The sequence below is a fragment of the Micromonospora sp. NBRC 101691 genome, from assembly GCF_030269285.1.
Lineage (GTDB): Bacteria > Actinomycetota > Actinomycetes > Mycobacteriales > Micromonosporaceae > Micromonospora > Micromonospora echinospora.
In genome coordinates, this window is the sequence record NZ_BSTB01000003.1 from 130,095 (window position 1) to 146,249 (window position 16,155).

General features: G+C 74.1%; 16 protein-coding genes. 6 read left to right on the plus strand and 10 right to left on the minus strand.

The window, feature by feature from the left end:
* Nucleotides 1–38: 38 nt before the first annotated feature.
* From QSK20_RS07320 to QSK20_RS07335, 4 genes are all read right to left on the minus strand, one after another.
* The gene (locus QSK20_RS07320; RefSeq protein WP_285787809.1) at nucleotides 39–1,025 is read right to left on the minus strand and encodes an AEC family transporter; all 987 of its coding nucleotides are present in this window, start codon (nucleotides 1,023–1,025) and stop codon (nucleotides 39–41) included.
* Nucleotides 1,026–1,233: 208 nt separating this feature from the next.
* A complete protein-coding gene (gene rdgB / locus QSK20_RS07325; protein ID WP_088980391.1) occupies nucleotides 1,234–1,851 on the minus strand; it encodes an RdgB/HAM1 family non-canonical purine NTP pyrophosphatase in 618 nt (205 codons plus the stop codon).
* Nucleotides 1,852–1,906: 55 nt separating this feature from the next.
* Nucleotides 1,907–2,635, minus strand: a complete 729-nt coding sequence (gene rph / locus QSK20_RS07330; protein ID WP_285787810.1) for a ribonuclease PH — start codon at nucleotides 2,633–2,635, stop codon at nucleotides 1,907–1,909.
* A 65-nt stretch (nucleotides 2,636–2,700) separates the two neighbouring features.
* The gene (locus QSK20_RS07335; protein WP_285787811.1) at nucleotides 2,701–3,450 is read right to left on the minus strand and encodes an MBL fold metallo-hydrolase; all 750 of its coding nucleotides are present in this window, start codon (nucleotides 3,448–3,450) and stop codon (nucleotides 2,701–2,703) included.
* Between the two features lie 449 nt (nucleotides 3,451–3,899).
* Here QSK20_RS07335 and QSK20_RS07340 point away from each other — a divergent pair, with 449 nt between their 5' ends.
* On the plus strand, nucleotides 3,900–4,265 hold the full coding sequence (locus QSK20_RS07340) for a hypothetical protein (RefSeq protein WP_285787812.1): 366 nt from the start codon (nucleotides 3,900–3,902) through the stop codon (nucleotides 4,263–4,265).
* A gap of 59 nt (nucleotides 4,266–4,324) precedes the next feature.
* Here QSK20_RS07340 and QSK20_RS07345 read toward each other — a convergent pair whose 3' ends face one another.
* The 3 genes from QSK20_RS07345 to QSK20_RS07355 form a co-directional block, all read right to left on the minus strand.
* Nucleotides 4,325–5,290: a PLP-dependent cysteine synthase family protein gene (locus QSK20_RS07345; RefSeq protein ID WP_285787813.1), complete on the minus strand. Its 966-nt coding sequence runs from the start codon at nucleotides 5,288–5,290 to the stop codon at nucleotides 4,325–4,327.
* A 10-nt stretch (nucleotides 5,291–5,300) separates the two neighbouring features.
* Nucleotides 5,301–5,648 carry a MoaD family protein gene (locus tag QSK20_RS07350; RefSeq protein ID WP_285787814.1) on the minus strand — a complete coding sequence of 116 codons (348 nt, stop codon included), beginning with the start codon at nucleotides 5,646–5,648 and terminating at the stop codon, nucleotides 5,301–5,303.
* Nucleotides 5,649–5,717: 69 nt separating this feature from the next.
* Nucleotides 5,718–6,206 carry a M67 family metallopeptidase gene (locus QSK20_RS07355; protein WP_088980397.1) on the minus strand — a complete coding sequence of 163 codons (489 nt, stop codon included), beginning with the start codon at nucleotides 6,204–6,206 and terminating at the stop codon, nucleotides 5,718–5,720.
* A gap of 201 nt (nucleotides 6,207–6,407) precedes the next feature.
* Here QSK20_RS07355 and QSK20_RS07360 point away from each other — a divergent pair, with 201 nt between their 5' ends.
* Nucleotides 6,408–7,271, plus strand: coding sequence for an aldo/keto reductase (locus tag QSK20_RS07360; protein WP_285787815.1), 864 nt, complete (start codon nucleotides 6,408–6,410; stop codon nucleotides 7,269–7,271).
* Nucleotides 7,272–7,417: 146 nt separating this feature from the next.
* Here the strand turns inward: QSK20_RS07360 and QSK20_RS07365 are convergent, their stop codons facing one another.
* The 3 genes from QSK20_RS07365 to QSK20_RS07375 form a co-directional block, all read right to left on the minus strand.
* Nucleotides 7,418–7,912: a DUF2017 domain-containing protein gene (locus tag QSK20_RS07365; protein WP_172900365.1), complete on the minus strand. Its 495-nt coding sequence runs from the start codon at nucleotides 7,910–7,912 to the stop codon at nucleotides 7,418–7,420.
* 2 nt (nucleotides 7,913–7,914) lie between these two features.
* Nucleotides 7,915–8,205 carry an ATP-dependent Clp protease adapter ClpS gene (gene clpS / locus QSK20_RS07370; RefSeq protein ID WP_088980400.1) on the minus strand — a complete coding sequence of 97 codons (291 nt, stop codon included), beginning with the start codon at nucleotides 8,203–8,205 and terminating at the stop codon, nucleotides 7,915–7,917.
* Nucleotides 8,206–8,330: 125 nt separating this feature from the next.
* Entirely contained in the window at nucleotides 8,331–10,061 is a 1,731-nt protein-coding gene (locus tag QSK20_RS07375) for a hypothetical protein (protein WP_285787816.1), read from the minus strand.
* A gap of 198 nt (nucleotides 10,062–10,259) precedes the next feature.
* Between QSK20_RS07375 and QSK20_RS07380 the strand changes: the two genes are divergently transcribed.
* The 4 genes from QSK20_RS07380 to QSK20_RS07395 all read left to right on the plus strand — a co-directional run bounded on the left by QSK20_RS07380 (nucleotide 10,260) and on the right by QSK20_RS07395 (nucleotide 16,131).
* On the plus strand, nucleotides 10,260–12,938 hold the full coding sequence (locus QSK20_RS07380) for a LuxR family transcriptional regulator (protein WP_285787817.1): 2,679 nt from the start codon (nucleotides 10,260–10,262) through the stop codon (nucleotides 12,936–12,938).
* A gap of 16 nt (nucleotides 12,939–12,954) precedes the next feature.
* Entirely contained in the window at nucleotides 12,955–14,241 is a 1,287-nt protein-coding gene (locus tag QSK20_RS07385) for a nicotinate phosphoribosyltransferase (protein ID WP_285787818.1), read from the plus strand.
* Nucleotides 14,242–14,266: 25 nt separating this feature from the next.
* Nucleotides 14,267–14,848 carry an isochorismatase family protein gene (locus tag QSK20_RS07390; protein ID WP_285787819.1) on the plus strand — a complete coding sequence of 194 codons (582 nt, stop codon included), beginning with the start codon at nucleotides 14,267–14,269 and terminating at the stop codon, nucleotides 14,846–14,848.
* A gap of 65 nt (nucleotides 14,849–14,913) precedes the next feature.
* Nucleotides 14,914–16,131, plus strand: coding sequence for an MFS transporter (locus QSK20_RS07395; protein ID WP_285787820.1), 1,218 nt, complete (start codon nucleotides 14,914–14,916; stop codon nucleotides 16,129–16,131).
* Nucleotides 16,132–16,155 lie beyond the last annotated feature (24 nt).

The following is a 16,155-nucleotide window of genomic DNA, read 5'->3' on the forward strand; positions in this document are numbered from 1 at the left end:
GGTAGCAGGGGTCCCCTGCTACCACCCCAGCCACCACCTCAGCGGGCGCCGAGCAGGGCGACGGCGATCAGCACGGGCACCGCGCCGACGGTCGACAGGAGGATCGCGTCCCGGGCCAGCGTGACCCCCCGGCCGTAGCGCACCGCGTAGACGAAGACGTTCTGGGCCGTCGGCAGGGCGGCGGTGATCGTGCAGGCCAGCACCACCGGCTGCGACAACCCCAGCACGAACCGGGCCACCAGGTACGCCACCACCGGCTGGACCACCGTCTTGAGCAGCACGGCGAGCCGGACGTCCCGCCCGTTCTCCCCCGATCCGGGCGCCGGGGCGCCGTGCAGCGACAGCCCGTACGCGAGCAGCGCGGCGGGCACCGCCATCGCCGCGACGAGTTCCACCGGCCGCAGCACCGGCTCCGGTGGCAGCCAGCCGGTCAGCGCGCAGGCCACGCCGAGCGCGCAGGCCACGGTGACCGGGTTCGCCAGCGGCTGCACCACCACCCGGGCCAGTGACCGTCGGGTGCCGGTCGCCGTCTCCAGCACGGCGAAGGCGATCGGTGCCATCACGACGAGCTGGAACATCATCACCGGCGCGACCACCGAGGCGTCGTCGAGGACGTACACGGCGATCGGGATGCCGATGTTCGCCGCGTTGACGTACGACGAGGCGAGCGCTCCGATGGTGACCTCCGGCGCGGGCCGACGCCACCAGAGCCCGGCGACGGCCACGAACACGGCCGCCACCACGGCGGTGCCCACCACCGTGACGACCAGGGCCGAGGAGGCGACCGCGAGCACGTCGGAGCGGGCCACGGTCTGGAACAGCAGCGCCGGGGTGGCCACGAAGAACGCCACCCGGGACAGGACGGTCGACGCCTCCGGGCCGAGGGTGCCGCGCCGGCCGAGCAGCCAGCCGACCGCGACGACGGCCACGATGACCGCGAAGCCCGTCAGGACACCCGGCACGTCGTTTTCCTCTTCCTTCGCCGGCAGCCGGACCCCGGCCCCGCCCCCGGCACCGGTGTCCACCGGCGGTCCACGTCGACGGCGAACCGGGGCGTCGGTAGCGGACCGGGTCGTCAGTAGGGGGCCAGGTCGTCGGTGGCGGGTCGGTTTGTCGGTGGCCGACCGGGTCGTCGACGGGGGTCAGGGCGACGGCGGTGGGTCAGGCCGTCGTTCAACAGACCGGGCCGTCGACGACGGCGTCAGGCCAGTCCGGGCCGTCGACGGCGACGGTTCAGGCCGCCGGTGGGAGCACCTTGGCGACCAGCTTGGCCAGGTCCCGCAGGGCCTTGCCCCGGTGGCTGACCGCGTCCTTCTCCTCCGGGGTCAGCTCGGCGTTGGTCCGGGACTGCCCGTCCCCCAGGAAGATCGGGTCGTAGCCGAACCCACCCTCGCCACGTGGCGCCCGCAGCAGGCGGCCGGCCTGGCGGCCGTCGACCAGGTGCTCCTTGCCGCCGGGCAGCACCAGCGCCACGGTGCAGACGAAGGCGGCCCCCCGGTGTTCGTCCGGCAGGTCGGCGATCTGGTCGAGGACCAGTTGCAGGTTGGCCTGGTCGTCGCCGTGCCGGCCGGCCCAGCGGGCGCTGAACACCCCGGGCATGCCGTTGAGGGCGTCGACCGCGATGCCGGAGTCGTCGGCGATGGTGGGCAGGCCGGTGCGGCGGCAGCCCTCCCGCGCCTTGATCAGCGCGTTCTCGCCGAAGGTGAGGCCGGTCTCCGGCAGCTCGGGGTAGTCCTCGACGTCGTCGAGGCCGAGCAGCGCGATCCGGTGCGCGCCGAGCGCGCCGTCGAGGATCCGCTGGAGTTCGACCAGCTTCTTCTGGTTACGGGTCGCGAGCAGGACCTTGTTCACGCTGGACCACCTTTCGTCGCCGTCTGCGGGGCCCGGCGGCCCGTTCCTCGCGCGCTCACCGGCCGAGGGCCTCGCGCTGGGCCCCGGCCAGCTGCGCGCACCCGGCGACGGCCAGGTCGAGCAGGGCGTCGAGCTGGGACCGGGCGAAGACCCCGGACTCGCCGGTTCCCTGCACCTCGACGAAGTCACCGGTGCCGGTGCACACCACGTTCATGTCGACCTCGGCGGTCACGTCCTCGTCGTAGGCGAGGTCGAGGCGGGGCTCACCGTCGACGACGCCGACGCTCACCGCGGCCACCGACCGGTGCATCACCTTCTCCGGCTTGCCGGAGAGCGCCTTGCGGCCGGAGAGCCAGGTGACGGCGTCGTACAGCGCGACGTACGCGCCGGTGATCGCGGCCGTACGGGTGCCGCCGTCGGCCTGGAGGACGTCGCAGTCGAGCACGATCGAGTTCTCGCCGAGCGCCTTCAGGTCGACGCAGGCCCGCAGGCTCCGGCCGACCAGCCGGGAGATCTCGTGGGTCCGCCCGCCGACGCGCCCCTTGACGCTCTCCCGGTCGGAGCGGGTGTGGGTGGCCCGGGGCAGCATCGCGTACTCGGCGGTCACCCAGCCGAGCCCGGAGCCCTTCCGCCAGCGGGGCACTCCCTCGGTCACGCTGGCCGTACAGAGCACCCGGGTGTTCCCGAACTCCACCAGGACCGAGCCCTCCGGGTGGGTGCTCCAGCCCCGGGTCAGGGTCACCGGTCGGAGTTGATCGGGCTGCCGCCCGTCAGGTCGTGCCATGCAGGCACTCTATGCGGTGCCCTGATCGGACTCGCCCGGGGTCTCCCGCCGGGCGACGGCCCCGGTCAGATCTCGTAGCGGCAGCCGGGGCGGACGACCTCCAGCGGGCCGGCGTACGCGGCACCGGCCGCCTCGACCGTCTGCGCCTCGCTGCCCCAGGCGGTGACCAGGTGGGTGAGCAGGAGCCGGCCGACCCCGGCCTTGGTCGCCGCCTCGCCGGCTTCCCGGCCGGTCAGGTGCAGGTCCGGCGGGTTGTCCACGCCGTCGAGGTAGCTGGCCTCGCAGAGGAAGACGTCGGCGTCCTGGGCGAGCCGCAGCAGCGACTCGCAGGGCGCGGTGTCCGAGGAGTAGCAGAGGACCCGGCCGTCGTGCTCCAACCGGATCCCGTACGTCTCGACGGGATGGTTCATCCGGTCCACCGTGACGGTGAACGGGCCGATCGGGAAGCTCCCCGGCTCCAGGGCGTAGAACTGGTAGACGTCGTCCACGCCCGCCTCCTCCTGGTGCCCGTAGACGGCGTGCAGCCGTTCCGGGGCGCCGGCCGGGGCGTACACCGGCAGGGGCGGGTAGGGGCCGTCCGGGGCGTACCGGCGGACGACCACATAGGAGGCGGCGTCGAGGATGTGGTCGCAGTGCAGGTGGGACAGGACGATCGCGTCCGGGGCGTGCAGCCCGGCGTAGCGTTGGAGCGCGGAGAGCGAGCCGGTGCCGAAGTCGAGCAGCAGCCGGAAGCCCTCGGCCTCCACCAGGTACGCCGAGCAGGCGGACTCGGGGCCGGGGAAGCTGCCCGCGCAGCCCAGCACGGTCAATCTCATGCGGTCGCCCCGTCGCCACTACCGGTAGTCGAACCGTCGAGACTCGTCCCGTCGATGATCTCTACCGACGCGTACGCCACGCTGCGCAGCCTACGCCGGACACGGCGGTGGCAAGAATGATCTGATGGAAGTTGTCGCGAACGTGACACCCCTCCATGTCTTCTCCCGCCTCCTCCGTCACGCTTCTCGGACCGGGCCGTTGCACACGGTGAAACCCGTCGACCGTCGGCGGGGGTGACGACGGGGCGGGACAGATCGTGCTGACCGAGACGGAGAACGCCGGCCACGCGCCGCGGACCACGACGGACCCGGTCCGGCGGCCCGAGGTCGGGGCCGTGGCGGCTCCGGACCGGATTGCCGGGACGGGCCCGACGGAGGTCCCCGGCGCCGCGAGGGGCCGGACCGCCGAGCCAGGCGACAGCCTGACGGGCGACCGGAGGTCGGGCAGTGTGACAGCGGACGGCCGGAGGGCGGGCGGCGGGACGCACCGGCCCCGGTCGGCGCCGGCCGGACGGCACCGGGTGCCCCGGCGGGCGTTGCCGGCCGGCAGCAGCCGGCTCCTGGTGATCTACGGCTGGGCCACCGGCCTGGGAGCGGTGGCCCTCGCCTCGGGGATACGCGGTCTGGTGCTGGTGCTCGCCGGGACCGCCCCGCAGTGGTATCAGCCGACCGTGGCCGCCCTTGGCCTCGGCGGGATCGCCCTGGGCGGCGTCGCCCTGCACGCCCCCGCCCGCCCGGGGCTCCGGTGGGTCGCCCTCGGCCTGGCGAACCTGGCCGTCGGGGTGAGCGCCGGGCTCACCGCCAGCCTGCCGTGACCCGCCCACCGGAGCGTCGCACAGGTTCGACCCGTCGCCACGCGACACCGCTCCGACGGTCAGGCCCAGAGTTGACCTTCGAGCGCCTCCTCGGCGTCGGCCAGGGTGCCACCGTACGCGCCGGTGGAGAGGTACTTCCAGCCACCGTCAGCGACCACGAAGGCCACGTCGGCCCGGTGGCCGTCGCGGACCGCCTCGTGCGCCACGGCGAGCGCGGCGTGCAGGATCGCGCCGGTGGAGAAGCCGGCGAAGATCCCCTCCACCTCCACCAACTGCCGGGTACGCAGCACCGCGTCCCGGGTGCCGACGGAGAAGCGCCGGGAGAGCACCGTCGCGTCGTACAACTCCGGGACGTAGCCCTCGTCGATGTTGCGCAGGCCGTAGACCAGTTCGCCGTAGCGGGGCTCCGCCGCGACGATCTGGATGCCCTCGACCTTCTCGCGCAGGTAGCGTCCGGTGCCCATGAGCGTGCCGGTGGTGCCGAGACCCGCCACGAAGTGGGTGATCGTGGGCAGGTCGTGCAGCAGCTCCGGCCCGGTGGTCTCGTAGTGCGCCCGCGCGTTGGCCTCGTTGCCGTACTGGAAGAGCATCACCCAGTCGGGGTGCTCGGCGGCGATCTGCTTGGCCGTGGCGACCGCCTGGTTCGAACCGCCGGCGGCCGGCGAGAAGATGATCTCCGCGCCGTACATCCGGAGGAGCTGGACCCGCTCGGTCGAGACGTTCTCCGGCATCACGCAGACCAGTCGGTACCCGCGCAGCTTCGCCACCATGGCCAGCGAGATGCCGGTGTTGCCGCTGGTCGGTTCGAGGATGGTGTCCCCCGGGCGGAGCCGGCCGGCGCTCTCGGCCGCCTGGACCATGAAGAGCGCCGCCCGGTCCTTGATGCTGCCGGTCGGGTTCCGGTCCTCCAGCTTCGCCCAGAGCCGCACCGGCGGTGCCCCTTCGGGCACCGTCGGCGAGAGGCGCGGCAGACCGACCAGGGGCGTGCCGCCACAGGCGTCCAGGAGGCTGTCGTACCGCGCCATGGCGCGCGCCTCAGCGAGCGGCGACGGAGGCGTGGCGCACGCTGCCGTGTCCGCTGATCGCGGCCATGGCGGCGAAGCCCAGCGCACCACCGGCCACGGCGGGCAGGATCGTCACCGTGTCGCCGTCGGAGAGCTTGGCGTCGAGCGCGCCGAGGAAGCGGACGTCCTCGTCGTTGACGTAGACGTTGACGAAGCGGTGCAGCGTGCCGGTCTCGGTGACCAGCCGGCCACGCAGCCCGCCGTGCCGCGAGTCGAGGTCGGTGAGCAGGTCGGCCAGGGTGTCCCCGGCCCCCTCGACGACCTTCGCGCCGCCGGTGTAGCTGCGCAGGATGGTGGGAATGCGAACCTCGATGGCCATGATGTGGTGACTCCTCGTTCGGGTGTGGCTACGGTGACGGACGCGGGAATGTGCCGGACGCTGAACTGCTCAGCGGTCGGAACACTCGTAGTCGACCGTCGCCGGGCTCTGCCCGAACATGTAGGACTGGACGGCGTGCGGGTCCACGGTGGCATCCTCGATCCGGACCTGCTCCTCGGTGACCACGCCGTCCACGATGCGGAAGGAGCGGATCTCCTCCGTGTCGGGGTCGCGGGTGGAGACGAGCAGGTAGTGCGCTCCCGGCTCACCGGCGAACGACACGTCCGTGCGGGACGGGTACGCCTCGGTCGCGGTGTGCGAGTGGTAGATGACGACCGGTTCCTCGTCGCGGTCGTCCATCTCGCGCCAGACCCGCAGCTGCTCCATCGAGTCGAACTCGTAGAACGTCATCGAGCGGGCGGCGTTGTCCATCGGGATGTGCCGGGTCGGGGTGTCACTGCCGGCGGGGCCGGCGACGACACCGCACGCCTCGTCCGGATGGTCCCGGCGGGCGTGCGCGACGATCGCGTCGACGATCGACCGGTCGATGCTCAGCACGCCCCCCAGCCTAGCGCCTGATCCGACCGGACCGAAGGTGGCAGCCGTCACCCTCACCCCCGCCCACCGGCCCGGTTTCCCCCACCGCCCGACCGGGGACGCTGTCGGACAGGGGCGGGTGGCGCCGGGCATGCTGTCCGGTCAGCGGGACGACCCGCCCGGCCGGTGGGAACCGGCAGAAGGAAGACGAGGAGGACCACCATGCAGCACCGCCGCATCGGCCCGGTCGAGGTGAGCGCGATCGGGCTCGGCGCGATGCCGATGTCGGTGACCGGACGCCCGGACACCGACCGCGCCGTCCGGACCGTCCACGCCGCGCTCGACGCGGGCGTCACGCTCGTCGACACCGCCGACGCGTACGCGCTGGGCGCGGAGGACGTCGGGCACAACGAGTCGCTGATCGCCCGGGCGCTGGCGTCGTACGGCGGGGACACCTCCGGGGTGCTGGTCGCCACCAAGGGCGGACACACCCGTCCCGGCGGCGACGCGTGGGCGCTGGACGGCTCGCCCGAGCACCTCCGGGCGGCCTGCGAGGCGTCGCTCACCCGGCTCGGGGTGGACGCGATCGGGCTCTACCAGTTCCACCGCCCCGACCCCCAGGTGCCGTACGCGGAGTCGATCGGCGCGCTGCGGGAGCTCGCCGACGCCGGCAAGATCCGGATGGCCGGCATCTCCAACGCGAATCCGGAACAGATCCGTCAGGCCCGCCAGATCCTCGGCGACCACCTGGTGTCGGTGCAGAACCAGTTCTCCCCGGCCTACCGCGACAGCGAGCCCGAGCTGCGCCTCTGCGCCGAACTCGGCCTGGCGTTCCTGCCCTGGTCGCCGCTGGGCGGGATCGGCCGGGCCGGCGGGCTCGGTGACCGGTTCGCCGCGTTCGCCCGGATCGCCGAGGAGCGGGGGGTGAGCCCGCAGCAGGTCTGCCTGGCCTGGCAGCTCGCCCTCGCCCCGGTGGTCGTGCCGATTCCCGGCGCGAGCCGGCCGGAGACGATCCGTGACTCGGCCGCCGCGGCGGACCTGGTCCTCGACGAGCGGGAGATCGCCGCGCTGAACGCCGCCGGCTGACCTGCGGTCGCCGCGCCGCCACGCCGCCACGCCGCCGCCCACGGCTGGTGGTGGCGCTGGTGGTGGTAGCAGGGGACCCCTGCTCATCAAAAAGCGGTAACAAGGGTCCCCTGCTACCACCTCAGCCACCACCTGCGGGCGGGCGGTCAGTCGATCAGGGCGTTGAGCAACGACTCCTGGAGGTAGCCGAGGTACGCGTAGACCGAGAGCTGGAACACCCGGGTCGAGGACGGGTCGGCGGCGACGGCGTCGTCGAGTTCCTCGCCGAGATCCGTTCCCTCCTTGACGCCGAGCCGGACCCCCATCGCCAGCCGGGCGTCGTTGAGCGCCCGCAGCCACGCCTCGGCCGCCTCGGCGTCCAGGCGCACCTCGCCACCCTCGTTGCCGGGCAGGGCGGCGAGAATCGCGCCGGCCTGATCGATCTTGGCGGTCTTCAGGTCGCCCTCGGTGTACCGGCGGACCTCCGCCGAACTGGCCGGGTCGTCGGCGTAGACGTCGGGGAAGAGCCGACCCACCACCGGGTCGTCGTGGTCGAACCCGTCGGTGAGCAGGCCGACCACCTCGGAGGCGACCTTGCGGAGCACCCGGACCTCGTCCACGGCGAAGGTGGCGACGTACCGGCCGCCCCGGCGACGGAACATGCTCACGAACGATCCACCGTCGCCCAGAGCCCGTACGCGTGCAGCTGCGACGCGTCGTGCTCCATCCGCTCCCGCGCGCCGGTGGAGACCACGGCCCGGCCCTTGTGGTGCACATCCAACATCAGTTGCTCGGCCTTCTCCCGGCTGTATCCGAAGAGCTTCTGGAAGACCCAGGTCACGTACGTCATCAGGTTGACCGGGTCGTCCCACACGATCGTCACCCATGGCCGGTCCGAGACCGGCACCTCTTCGGTGCCCGGCGTCTCGACCGGTGCCACCTGTGGAGCCGCCATGCCACCCATCGTGCCACCGGATTCCCGATTGCGATGAACCGGAACGCCAGCGGGATCCGGATCGGTGCCCGGATCGCCCTTCTCCGACTCCCTTCGGCCGGCCGGAAAACCGCTCCGCCGCATCGTCAGGTGAGCAGGATGCCGTGGTCGACGGCCTCGGCGAGCACCACGCCCAGCGCCCGGCGGACCGCCTCGGTCCGGTGGGAGATCTCGCGCTGCAACTCCCGGTCGAGCTCGCGCAGCACGTGCTGGAGCCAGGACCGCGCGCCACCCGGGTCGGTGCTGCCCGGCCCCCAGAAGTGCAGGTAGCAACCACCGGCGACGGCCACCGCGACCGGCGGCAGGACCGCGGTGCGCGGCGCGCCCGGGTGACCGTCCAGCGCGGCCAGCGCGCCGGCTCCGGTCACCTCGGTGAGGTCGCCGGCACTGGTGACCAGCAGCACCCGCTCCAGGCTCCGGTCGGCCCGCTGCCCGGCCAGGACCGACCGGACGGCAGCGCACATCCGGCGGTACGCCGCGTCGTCCGGCGGCGCGCCGAAGACCTCGGCGCCGGTGTCGCGCACCATCCGGTCCACCGCCCGGTCGCATTCGGCGGTCGCGAACTGGGAGAGCGCGTGCACCTCCCGGTCGAGCAGGCGCGGCAGCCCGACGCAGCCGGGCCCGAAGACGATCTCCTGTACCGCACGCAGGTGGATGTGGGCCAGTTCGAGGCTGAGGTGTTGACGGATCCGCTGGGCGTGCGCGCGGGCCTGCCGGTCGAGCCCGCCGGCCCAGTCGCGGCCGTGCGCGTCCGGCGCCACCGGCACGGTGCGGTGCGGTGCGGCCGGTACGGCGGTGGCGAGCCGGCGCGGTCCCTCCTCGGCCGCCCAGACGACCAGGGCCCGCCGGAGCGCCCGGACGTCGGCGGGCCGGAACGGGAACCAGGGTGCGGCGGCCAACTCGGGGACGACCGCGAGCAACGCCGCCCGCTGCGTCTGCACGGCCAGCCCGACCGGGTCGGACGGCGACCCACCGGCGACGGGTCGCCCGCCGGTGGCCGCCGGCTCGTCGGCCGGATCCGTGTCGTCGGCCGGAGCCGCGTCGTCCGCCCGAACCGGGTCGTCGGCCGGATCCGTGCCGTCGGCCGGAGCCGCGTCGTCCGCCCGAACCGGGTCGTCCGCCGGGGCCGTCGCGACCGGTGCGACGTCGCCGTGCCACCCGGTCGTGCCCGGGGTGACCACGAAGAAGACCGCGAGATCCGCGCGGGCGGCTTCGCTCAACAACTCCAACTCCGCCCCGGTGAACACCTGGTCGGCGGAGACGACGACGAGCACCGCGCCGCCCCGGCCGGCGGCCTCGCGCAGCACCCGGGTCCCGGCGACTCCCAACCCGTCGGTGTCCGGCGCGCCGACCAGTGCCACGTGTCGAAGCAGCGGCGCGGGCAGGTGCAGTTCGACCCGGCGCGGTGGTCGGGGGAACGCCGGTCCGGCGGCCAGCACGTCGATCGCGTAGGCGTGCGGCTGCCGGTAGCCGGGCACGAAGGCGACCCGGGTGGGCTCCGGGGCGTACCGGGTCACGAGGTAGCTGTCGTCCGGCATCGGCACGGTCGGCGGCGGCACGTCGAGCAGCGCGGCGAGCACGTCCCGCCGGGCCGCTCCGGCCGGACCGGTGGCGATCACGGCCAGCGGCTCGTCCGCCGCCACCCGGGGTGGGACGGTCGCCGACGGCCCGGCGCACCGCCGGCCGTCCGGGCCGGCCTGGGCATCCGGGCCGGTCGGGGCGTCGAGGGCGTCCGCCGGCCGGGAGTCGCCGGGGTCGGTGTCCGCACCACCCGTCCCGTCCGGCTCGCCGTCGCCCCGCCGAGGACGTGGCGTCATCGTGGACGGCCTCCCTGACGAGTCGGGCCGGCGGGACGCGCGCGACGCGTTCGGCCGGTGGAGTCGAACGCCGGAAGACTACGGCCGGAAACCATCCCAGAACTGTGCGTTTCGATACTCAGGGGTAACGGGAAGGCTACTCAACTTCACTCGGTGACGGGCTGCGCGCAGAGCGAATCCGATGGATATGCTGCCCCGATGAGTCGGTGGGAGTTCGTCGGCCGGACGGACGATCTGAACCGTCTGCTGTCCGCGGTGACCGGGGGCGAGGGGCGGGGCCTGTTCCTCAGTGGAACCGCCGGCATCGGCAAGAGCCGGCTGCTGCGGGAGGGTGTCGCCGCGCTGCCCACCGACCGGTACGCGATCTGGGTGGTGGCGGCCAGCGCCACCACCGCCACCATCCCGTTCGGTGGACTGGTGCAGGTCCTGCCGACCGAGCAACCCCGGGGGCTCTCCCCCGCCGGTGTCCTGCGCTGGGCGGTGGGCGCGCTGCGGCAGCAGGCCGCCGGACGGCCGATCGTGCTGGCGGTGGACGACGCGCACCTGCTGGACCCGCCCTCGGCCGCGCTGGTGCACCTGATCGCCCGGATGGACAACGCCACCGTGCTGGGCACGTTGCGCAACGGCGAGCAGGTGCCGTTGCCGATCCGCGCGCTCTGGACCGACGACCTGGTGGACCACTCCGAACTGGCCCCGCTCGGCCTGGCCGACACCACCGGGCTGCTCACCGCCATCCTCGGCGGTCCGGTGGAGTCGTGCTCGGCGGACCGGCTCTGGCGGCTGTCCGAAGGCAACCCGCTGCTGCTGCGGGAGCTGGTGTTCGCCGCGCTCGGCAGCGGCGAGCTGCGCGAGACGTACGGCATCTGGCGCTGGACCGGCCGGTTGGAGCTGGCGCCCAGCCTCACCGACCTGATCGGCGTCCGGATCGGTCAGCTCACCCCGGAAGTCCGGACGGTGGTGGAGCTGGCCGCCTTCGGCGAGCCGCTCGGGCTGGAACTGCTCAACCGGGCCGCCGACCCGGCCGCCGTGGAGACCGCCGAGGAACGCGGCCTGATCTCGGTGGTCCGCGACGACCGGCGGCTCGACGTCCGGCTGGCGCACCCGCTCTACGGCGAGGTGATGCGCCGGGGATGCCCGGTCAGCCGGACCCGGCGGTTGCGGGCCCAGCTCGCCGACCTGATCGAGGCGGCCGGCAAGCGCCGCCGGGACGACCTGCTGCGGGTGGCGGTGTGGCGGCTCGACTCCGGCACCGCGCAGGACCCGGCGCTGCTGCTCGGCGCGGCCGTCCAGGCCTTCGCCCGGTACGACGTGCCGCTGGCGACCCGGCTGGCCCGCGCGGCGGTGGAGGCCGACGGCGGGTACGCCGCCGCCGAGCTGCTGGCCACCATCCTGATGTTCGCCGACCGGCCCGAGGAGGCGCTCGACGTGCTCGACGCGGTCGCCGGCCAACTCGACGCCGACGACCGGTACAGCCGGTGGCTGACCGTCCGGGGCATGGTCAGCTACTGGGGGCTGCGACAGGAGTCCACGGTGGAGGAGATGGCGGTGCGGGCGGCGGAGCTGACCGACATCGCCGACCAGACCCGGGTCCGCGCGTTCGAGGCGATCATGCGGCTGCACCGCCTGGACCTGGCCGCCGCCCAGCGGCTGAGCTGTGCGGTGCTGGACCGTCCGGCCGCCGGGGTGGCCTCGCGGGAACTGGCCCGGTGCACGATCGCCCATCTCCAGGCCGCCCAGGGCCGGCTGGCGCTCAGCGCGGCGGCGATCGCCGCCGTGGAGGCGGAGGCCGACCAGTGGCGGGGCGACATGCCGTACCTGCAACTGGCGCTGGAACTGGCCCGGGGCACCCGGCTGATGCTCGCCGGGGAACTCGCCGGGATCGACGCCATCGTGGTCGACGAGTTCGCCGACCTGGCCGGGGCCGGCGACTTCCGGCTCGGCACCGGCTACCTCGGCATCCTCCAGGCGTACGCGGCCCGGCTGCGCGGGCGCAGCGCCGAGGCGCTCAAGACCAGCCTGAGTGCCTGCGCGGTGTTGGCCAGCAGCGGTGTCTACGCCGGGCTGGCCCACGCCGAGCGGGCCCAGGCGGCGGCGCTACGCGGGGACGCCGTCGGGGCCGCCGAGGCGATGGCGGACGCCGACCGTACCCACTCGCCGGGGATGGCCGTGCTCTACCCCTGGCTGGAGCAGGCGCGCGGCGCGGTGCTCGCGGTCACCGGCGACCTGGCCGGTGCCGTGAAGCACCTCGCCGAGCTGGCCGACCGGCTGCGGGAGGACGGTTTCGCCGGGCACGAGGTGCTGGCCCTGCACGACCTGGTCCGGCTGGAGCAGGCGGCGCTCCCGGTCGGCCCGCGCTGTTCCGACGGGCAACGACGCACGGTCGCCCAGCGGTTGACCGAGCTGACCGAGCAGGTGGACGGCGTGCTGCCACCGCTGCTGGCCCGGCACGCACGGGCGGTGGCCGGCGGGTCCGCGGACGACCTGCTGGCCGTCGCCGACGGGTTCGCCGACCGTCAGCTGAACGTCTTCGCCGCCGAGGCGGCGGCCCTGGCCCTGCACCGGTTGCGCCGACAACGGGCGGCGACCGCCGGGGCCGCCCACGACCGCCTCGGTGACCTGTTGGGCCGCTGCGACCAGCTGCGGACGCCGGCGCTGCGGCTCGGTCAGCCGGCGCTGACCCACCGGGAGTGGCAGATCGCCCGGCTCGCCGCCGACGGCGTGGCGAGTCGCCGGATCGCCGAGCAGCTGTTCCTGTCGCCGCGCACGGTCGAGAACCATCTCCAGCGGGTCTACGGCAAGCTGGGCATCGCCGGGCGGCCCGAGCTGCGGGCCGCGTTGCGCTGCATCCCGGGCCACGAGGACGGGGTTGCGCACTGAACTCTAGGCTGGGGTCGTGAGCACCCTTCGCCCCGCGCTGCTGACCGACCACTACGAGCTGACCATGGTCAGCGCCGCCCTGCGGGACGGCACCGCCGACCGGCGCTGCGTCTTCGAGGTGTTCAGCCGGCGGCTGCCGGCCGGCCGCCGGTACGGCGTGGTCGCCGGCACCGCCCGGCTGGTCGAGCTGATCCGGGAGTTCCGGTTCGACGAGGCGGAGGTGGACTTCCTCCGCCGGACCGGGGTGGTCGACGAGGCGGCGGCCGACTGGCTGTCCCGGTACCGCTTCACCGGCGACGTCGACGGGTACGCCGAGGGCGACCTGTTCTTCCCCGGCTCGCCGATCCTCACCGTCTCGGGGGGTTTCGCCGAGTGCGTGGTGCTGGAGACGCTGGTGCTCTCGGTGCTCAACCACGACTGCGCGGTGGCCGCCGCGGCGGCCCGGATGGTGACCGCCGCCCGGGGCCGCACGCTGATCGAGATGGGCTCCCGGCGGGCGCACGAGGAGGCGGCGGTGGCCGCCGCGCGTTCCGCGTACCTGGCCGGTTTCGCGTTCACCTCGAACCTGGCCGCCGGGCAGCGGTACGGCATCCCCACCGCCGGCACCGCGGCGCACGCCTTCACCCTGCTGCACGACGACGAGCGGGCCGCGTTCGCCTCGCAGGTGGCCACGTTGGGCAAGGACACCACGCTGCTGGTGGACACGTACGACATCAGCCAGGGCATCCGCAACGCGATCGCGGTGGCCGGGACGGAGCTGCGGGCGGTCCGGATCGACTCCGGCGACCTGGCGGTGATCGCCCAGCAGTCCCGCGAGCTGCTCGACTCGCTCGGCGCCACCGAGACCAAGATCATCGTCTCGGGTGACCTGGACGAGTACGCCATCGCCGCGCTCGCCGCCGAGCCGGTCGACATGTACGGCGCGGGCACCGCCGTGGTCACCGGCTCGGGCGCGCCCACCGCCGGGCTGGTCTACAAGCTGGTCGAGGTGGCGGGGCGGCCGGTGGTCAAGCGCTCCGAGCAGAAGGCCACGATCGGCGGACGCAAGGTCGCGGTCCGCCGGCACAAGCCGACCGGCACCGCCACCGAGGAGGTCGTCGTCCCGCAGGGGGTGCCGGATCACGCCCCGCACGACCGGCTGCTCCAGCGGTCGTACGTGGTCGACGGCGAGCCGGTCGACCTGCCCCGGCTGGACGAGTCGCGGGAGCACCTGCGGCAGTGCCTGATCTCGATCCCCTGGGAGGGGCTGAAGCTCTCCGCCGGGGACCCGGCGGTCCCCGTCACCGTCGTACCCGCCGGCTGACCACACCCCGGAAAGGAACGCTCCGATGGCCAACGCACTGATCATCGTGGACGTGCAGAACGACTTCTGCGAGGGCGGCTCGCTCGCGGTCGCGGGCGGGGCCGGCGTCGCGGCCGGGATCTCCCGGCTGCTCGCCACCGAGCCAGACCGTTGGGACCACGTGGTCGCCACGAAGGACTACCACGTCGACCCGGGTGCGCACTTCGGGGACCCGCCGGACTTCGTGGAGTGCTGGCCCCGGCACTGCGTGGTCGGCACCCCGGGCTCGGAGTTCCACCCCGGGCTGGACACCTCCCGGGTCGAGGCGGTCTTCCACAAGGGCGAGTACGCCGCGGCGTACTCGGGCTTCGAGGGGCACGCCGCCGACGGCGAGTGCCTGGCCGACTGGCTGCGCCGGCACGACGTGGACCGGGTCGACCTGGTCGGCATCGCCACCGACCACTGCGTCCGGGCCACCGCGCTCGACGCCGCCCGGGAGGGCTTCGCCACGACCGTGCTGCTGGAGCTGACCGCCGCCGTCGCGCCGGCCACCACCGACGTGGCGCTGCGGGCCATGGAGGGCGCGGGGGTCACCCTGCACGGCGGGCCTGTGATGCCGACCGCATGACCCGGTAAACAGGTGGTTCCTGTCGCACCCTCGACCGACGATGGACGGCGGAGGTGCGCGCCGTCATGAATCTCACGCCCTACCGGGACGCCCTCGCGGTGCCCGGTATCCGGTCGCTGCTGCTCGTGGCGGTGCTGGCCCGCATCCCGCACACCGCGGCGGGCATCGCGCTCACCTTCTACGTCCTGCTCGACCTCGACCGGGGATACGGCGCGGCGGGCCTGGTCGGCGCGGCGCTGACCGTCGGCGCGGCGCTCGGCGCTCCGCTGCTGGGCCGGCTGGTCGACCGGCGGGGCCTGACCCTGGTCCTGGTCCTCACCACGGCCGGCGAGGCGCTGTTCTGGACGACCGCGCCGCACCTGACGTACGCGCTGCTGCTGCCGGCGGCGTTCCTGGCCGGGCTGCTCGCCCTGCCGCTCTCCTCGGTGATCCGGCAGTGCATCGCCGCGATGGTGCCGCCCGAGCACCGCCGGCCGGCGTACGCGCTGGACTCGATGTCGGTGGAACTGTCGTTCATGGTGGGCCCGGCGCTGGGCGTGGCGCTGGCCACCGCCATCGCGCCCCGGATCACCCTCTGGGCGGTGGGCGGCGGCATCGTCGCCGCCGGGCTCGCGCTGCTGGTGCTGAACCCACCGGTACGCACCGCGGCGGAGCAGACCGCCGGCCCGTCGCGCCGGATCCCCCGCCGCGAGTGGCTCACTCCGCGCCTGCTCGCCGTGCTCGCCGTCAGCGCGGCGTGCACGCTGGTGCTCGGCGGCACCGACGTGGCGGTGGTGGCGGCGCTGCGCGACGACGGCCAGGTCGGCTGGACGGGGGTGGTGCTGGGCCTCTGGGCGGCGTCCTCCCTGGTCGGCGGCTTCGCCTACGGCGCGGTCAGCCGGCCGGTGTCGCCGCTGGCCCTGATGGCCGGACTGGCCGTCTGCACCGTGCCGATCGGCCTGGCCGGCGGGCAGTGGTGGCTGCTCGCCCTGGCCCTGATCCCCGCCGGCCTGCTCTGCGCGCCGACGCTGGCCGCCACCGCCGACACGGTGAGCCGGCTCGCCCCGGCACCGGTGCGGGGCGAGGCGATGGGGCTGCACGCCTCGGCGATCACCGTCGGCGTCGCCATCGGCGCGCCGCTGGCCGGCGCGATCATCGACCGCACCACGCCGGCCTGGGGTTTCGCCGCCATCGGCCTGATCGGCGCGGTGGTCGCGCTCGCCGTGCTACCGGCCGAGCTGCGCCACCGACGCCGGACGACGGACGACGCGAAGACCCTCGAACTGGTCGACTCCGCCCACTGAATCCGCAGGCCACCGCCACTTTGG

Coding starts and splice junctions, on each gene's coding strand:
- rph (WP_285787810.1), bottom strand. CDS start 2,635: ATGGCACGACCTGACGGGCGGCAGCCCGATCAACTCCGACCGGTGACC.
- QSK20_RS07335 (WP_285787811.1), bottom strand. CDS start 3,450: ATGAGATTGACCGTGCTGGGCTGCGCGGGCAGCTTCCCCGGCCCCGAG.
- QSK20_RS07345 (WP_285787813.1), bottom strand. CDS start 5,290: ATGGCGCGGTACGACAGCCTCCTGGACGCCTGTGGCGGCACGCCCCTG.
- QSK20_RS07350 (WP_285787814.1), bottom strand. CDS start 5,648: ATGGCCATCGAGGTTCGCATTCCCACCATCCTGCGCAGCTACACCGGC.
- QSK20_RS07360 (WP_285787815.1), top strand. CDS start 6,408: ATGCAGCACCGCCGCATCGGCCCGGTCGAGGTGAGCGCGATCGGGCTC.
- QSK20_RS07365 (WP_172900365.1), bottom strand. CDS start 7,912: ATGTTCCGTCGCCGGGGCGGCCGGTACGTCGCCACCTTCGCCGTGGAC.
- clpS (WP_088980400.1), bottom strand. CDS start 8,205: ATGGCGGCTCCACAGGTGGCACCGGTCGAGACGCCGGGCACCGAAGAG.
- QSK20_RS07375 (WP_285787816.1), bottom strand. CDS start 10,061: ATGACGCCACGTCCTCGGCGGGGCGACGGCGAGCCGGACGGGACGGGT.
- QSK20_RS07380 (WP_285787817.1), top strand. CDS start 10,260: ATGAGTCGGTGGGAGTTCGTCGGCCGGACGGACGATCTGAACCGTCTG.
- QSK20_RS07390 (WP_285787819.1), top strand. CDS start 14,267: ATGGCCAACGCACTGATCATCGTGGACGTGCAGAACGACTTCTGCGAG.
- QSK20_RS07395 (WP_285787820.1), top strand. CDS start 14,914: ATGAATCTCACGCCCTACCGGGACGCCCTCGCGGTGCCCGGTATCCGG.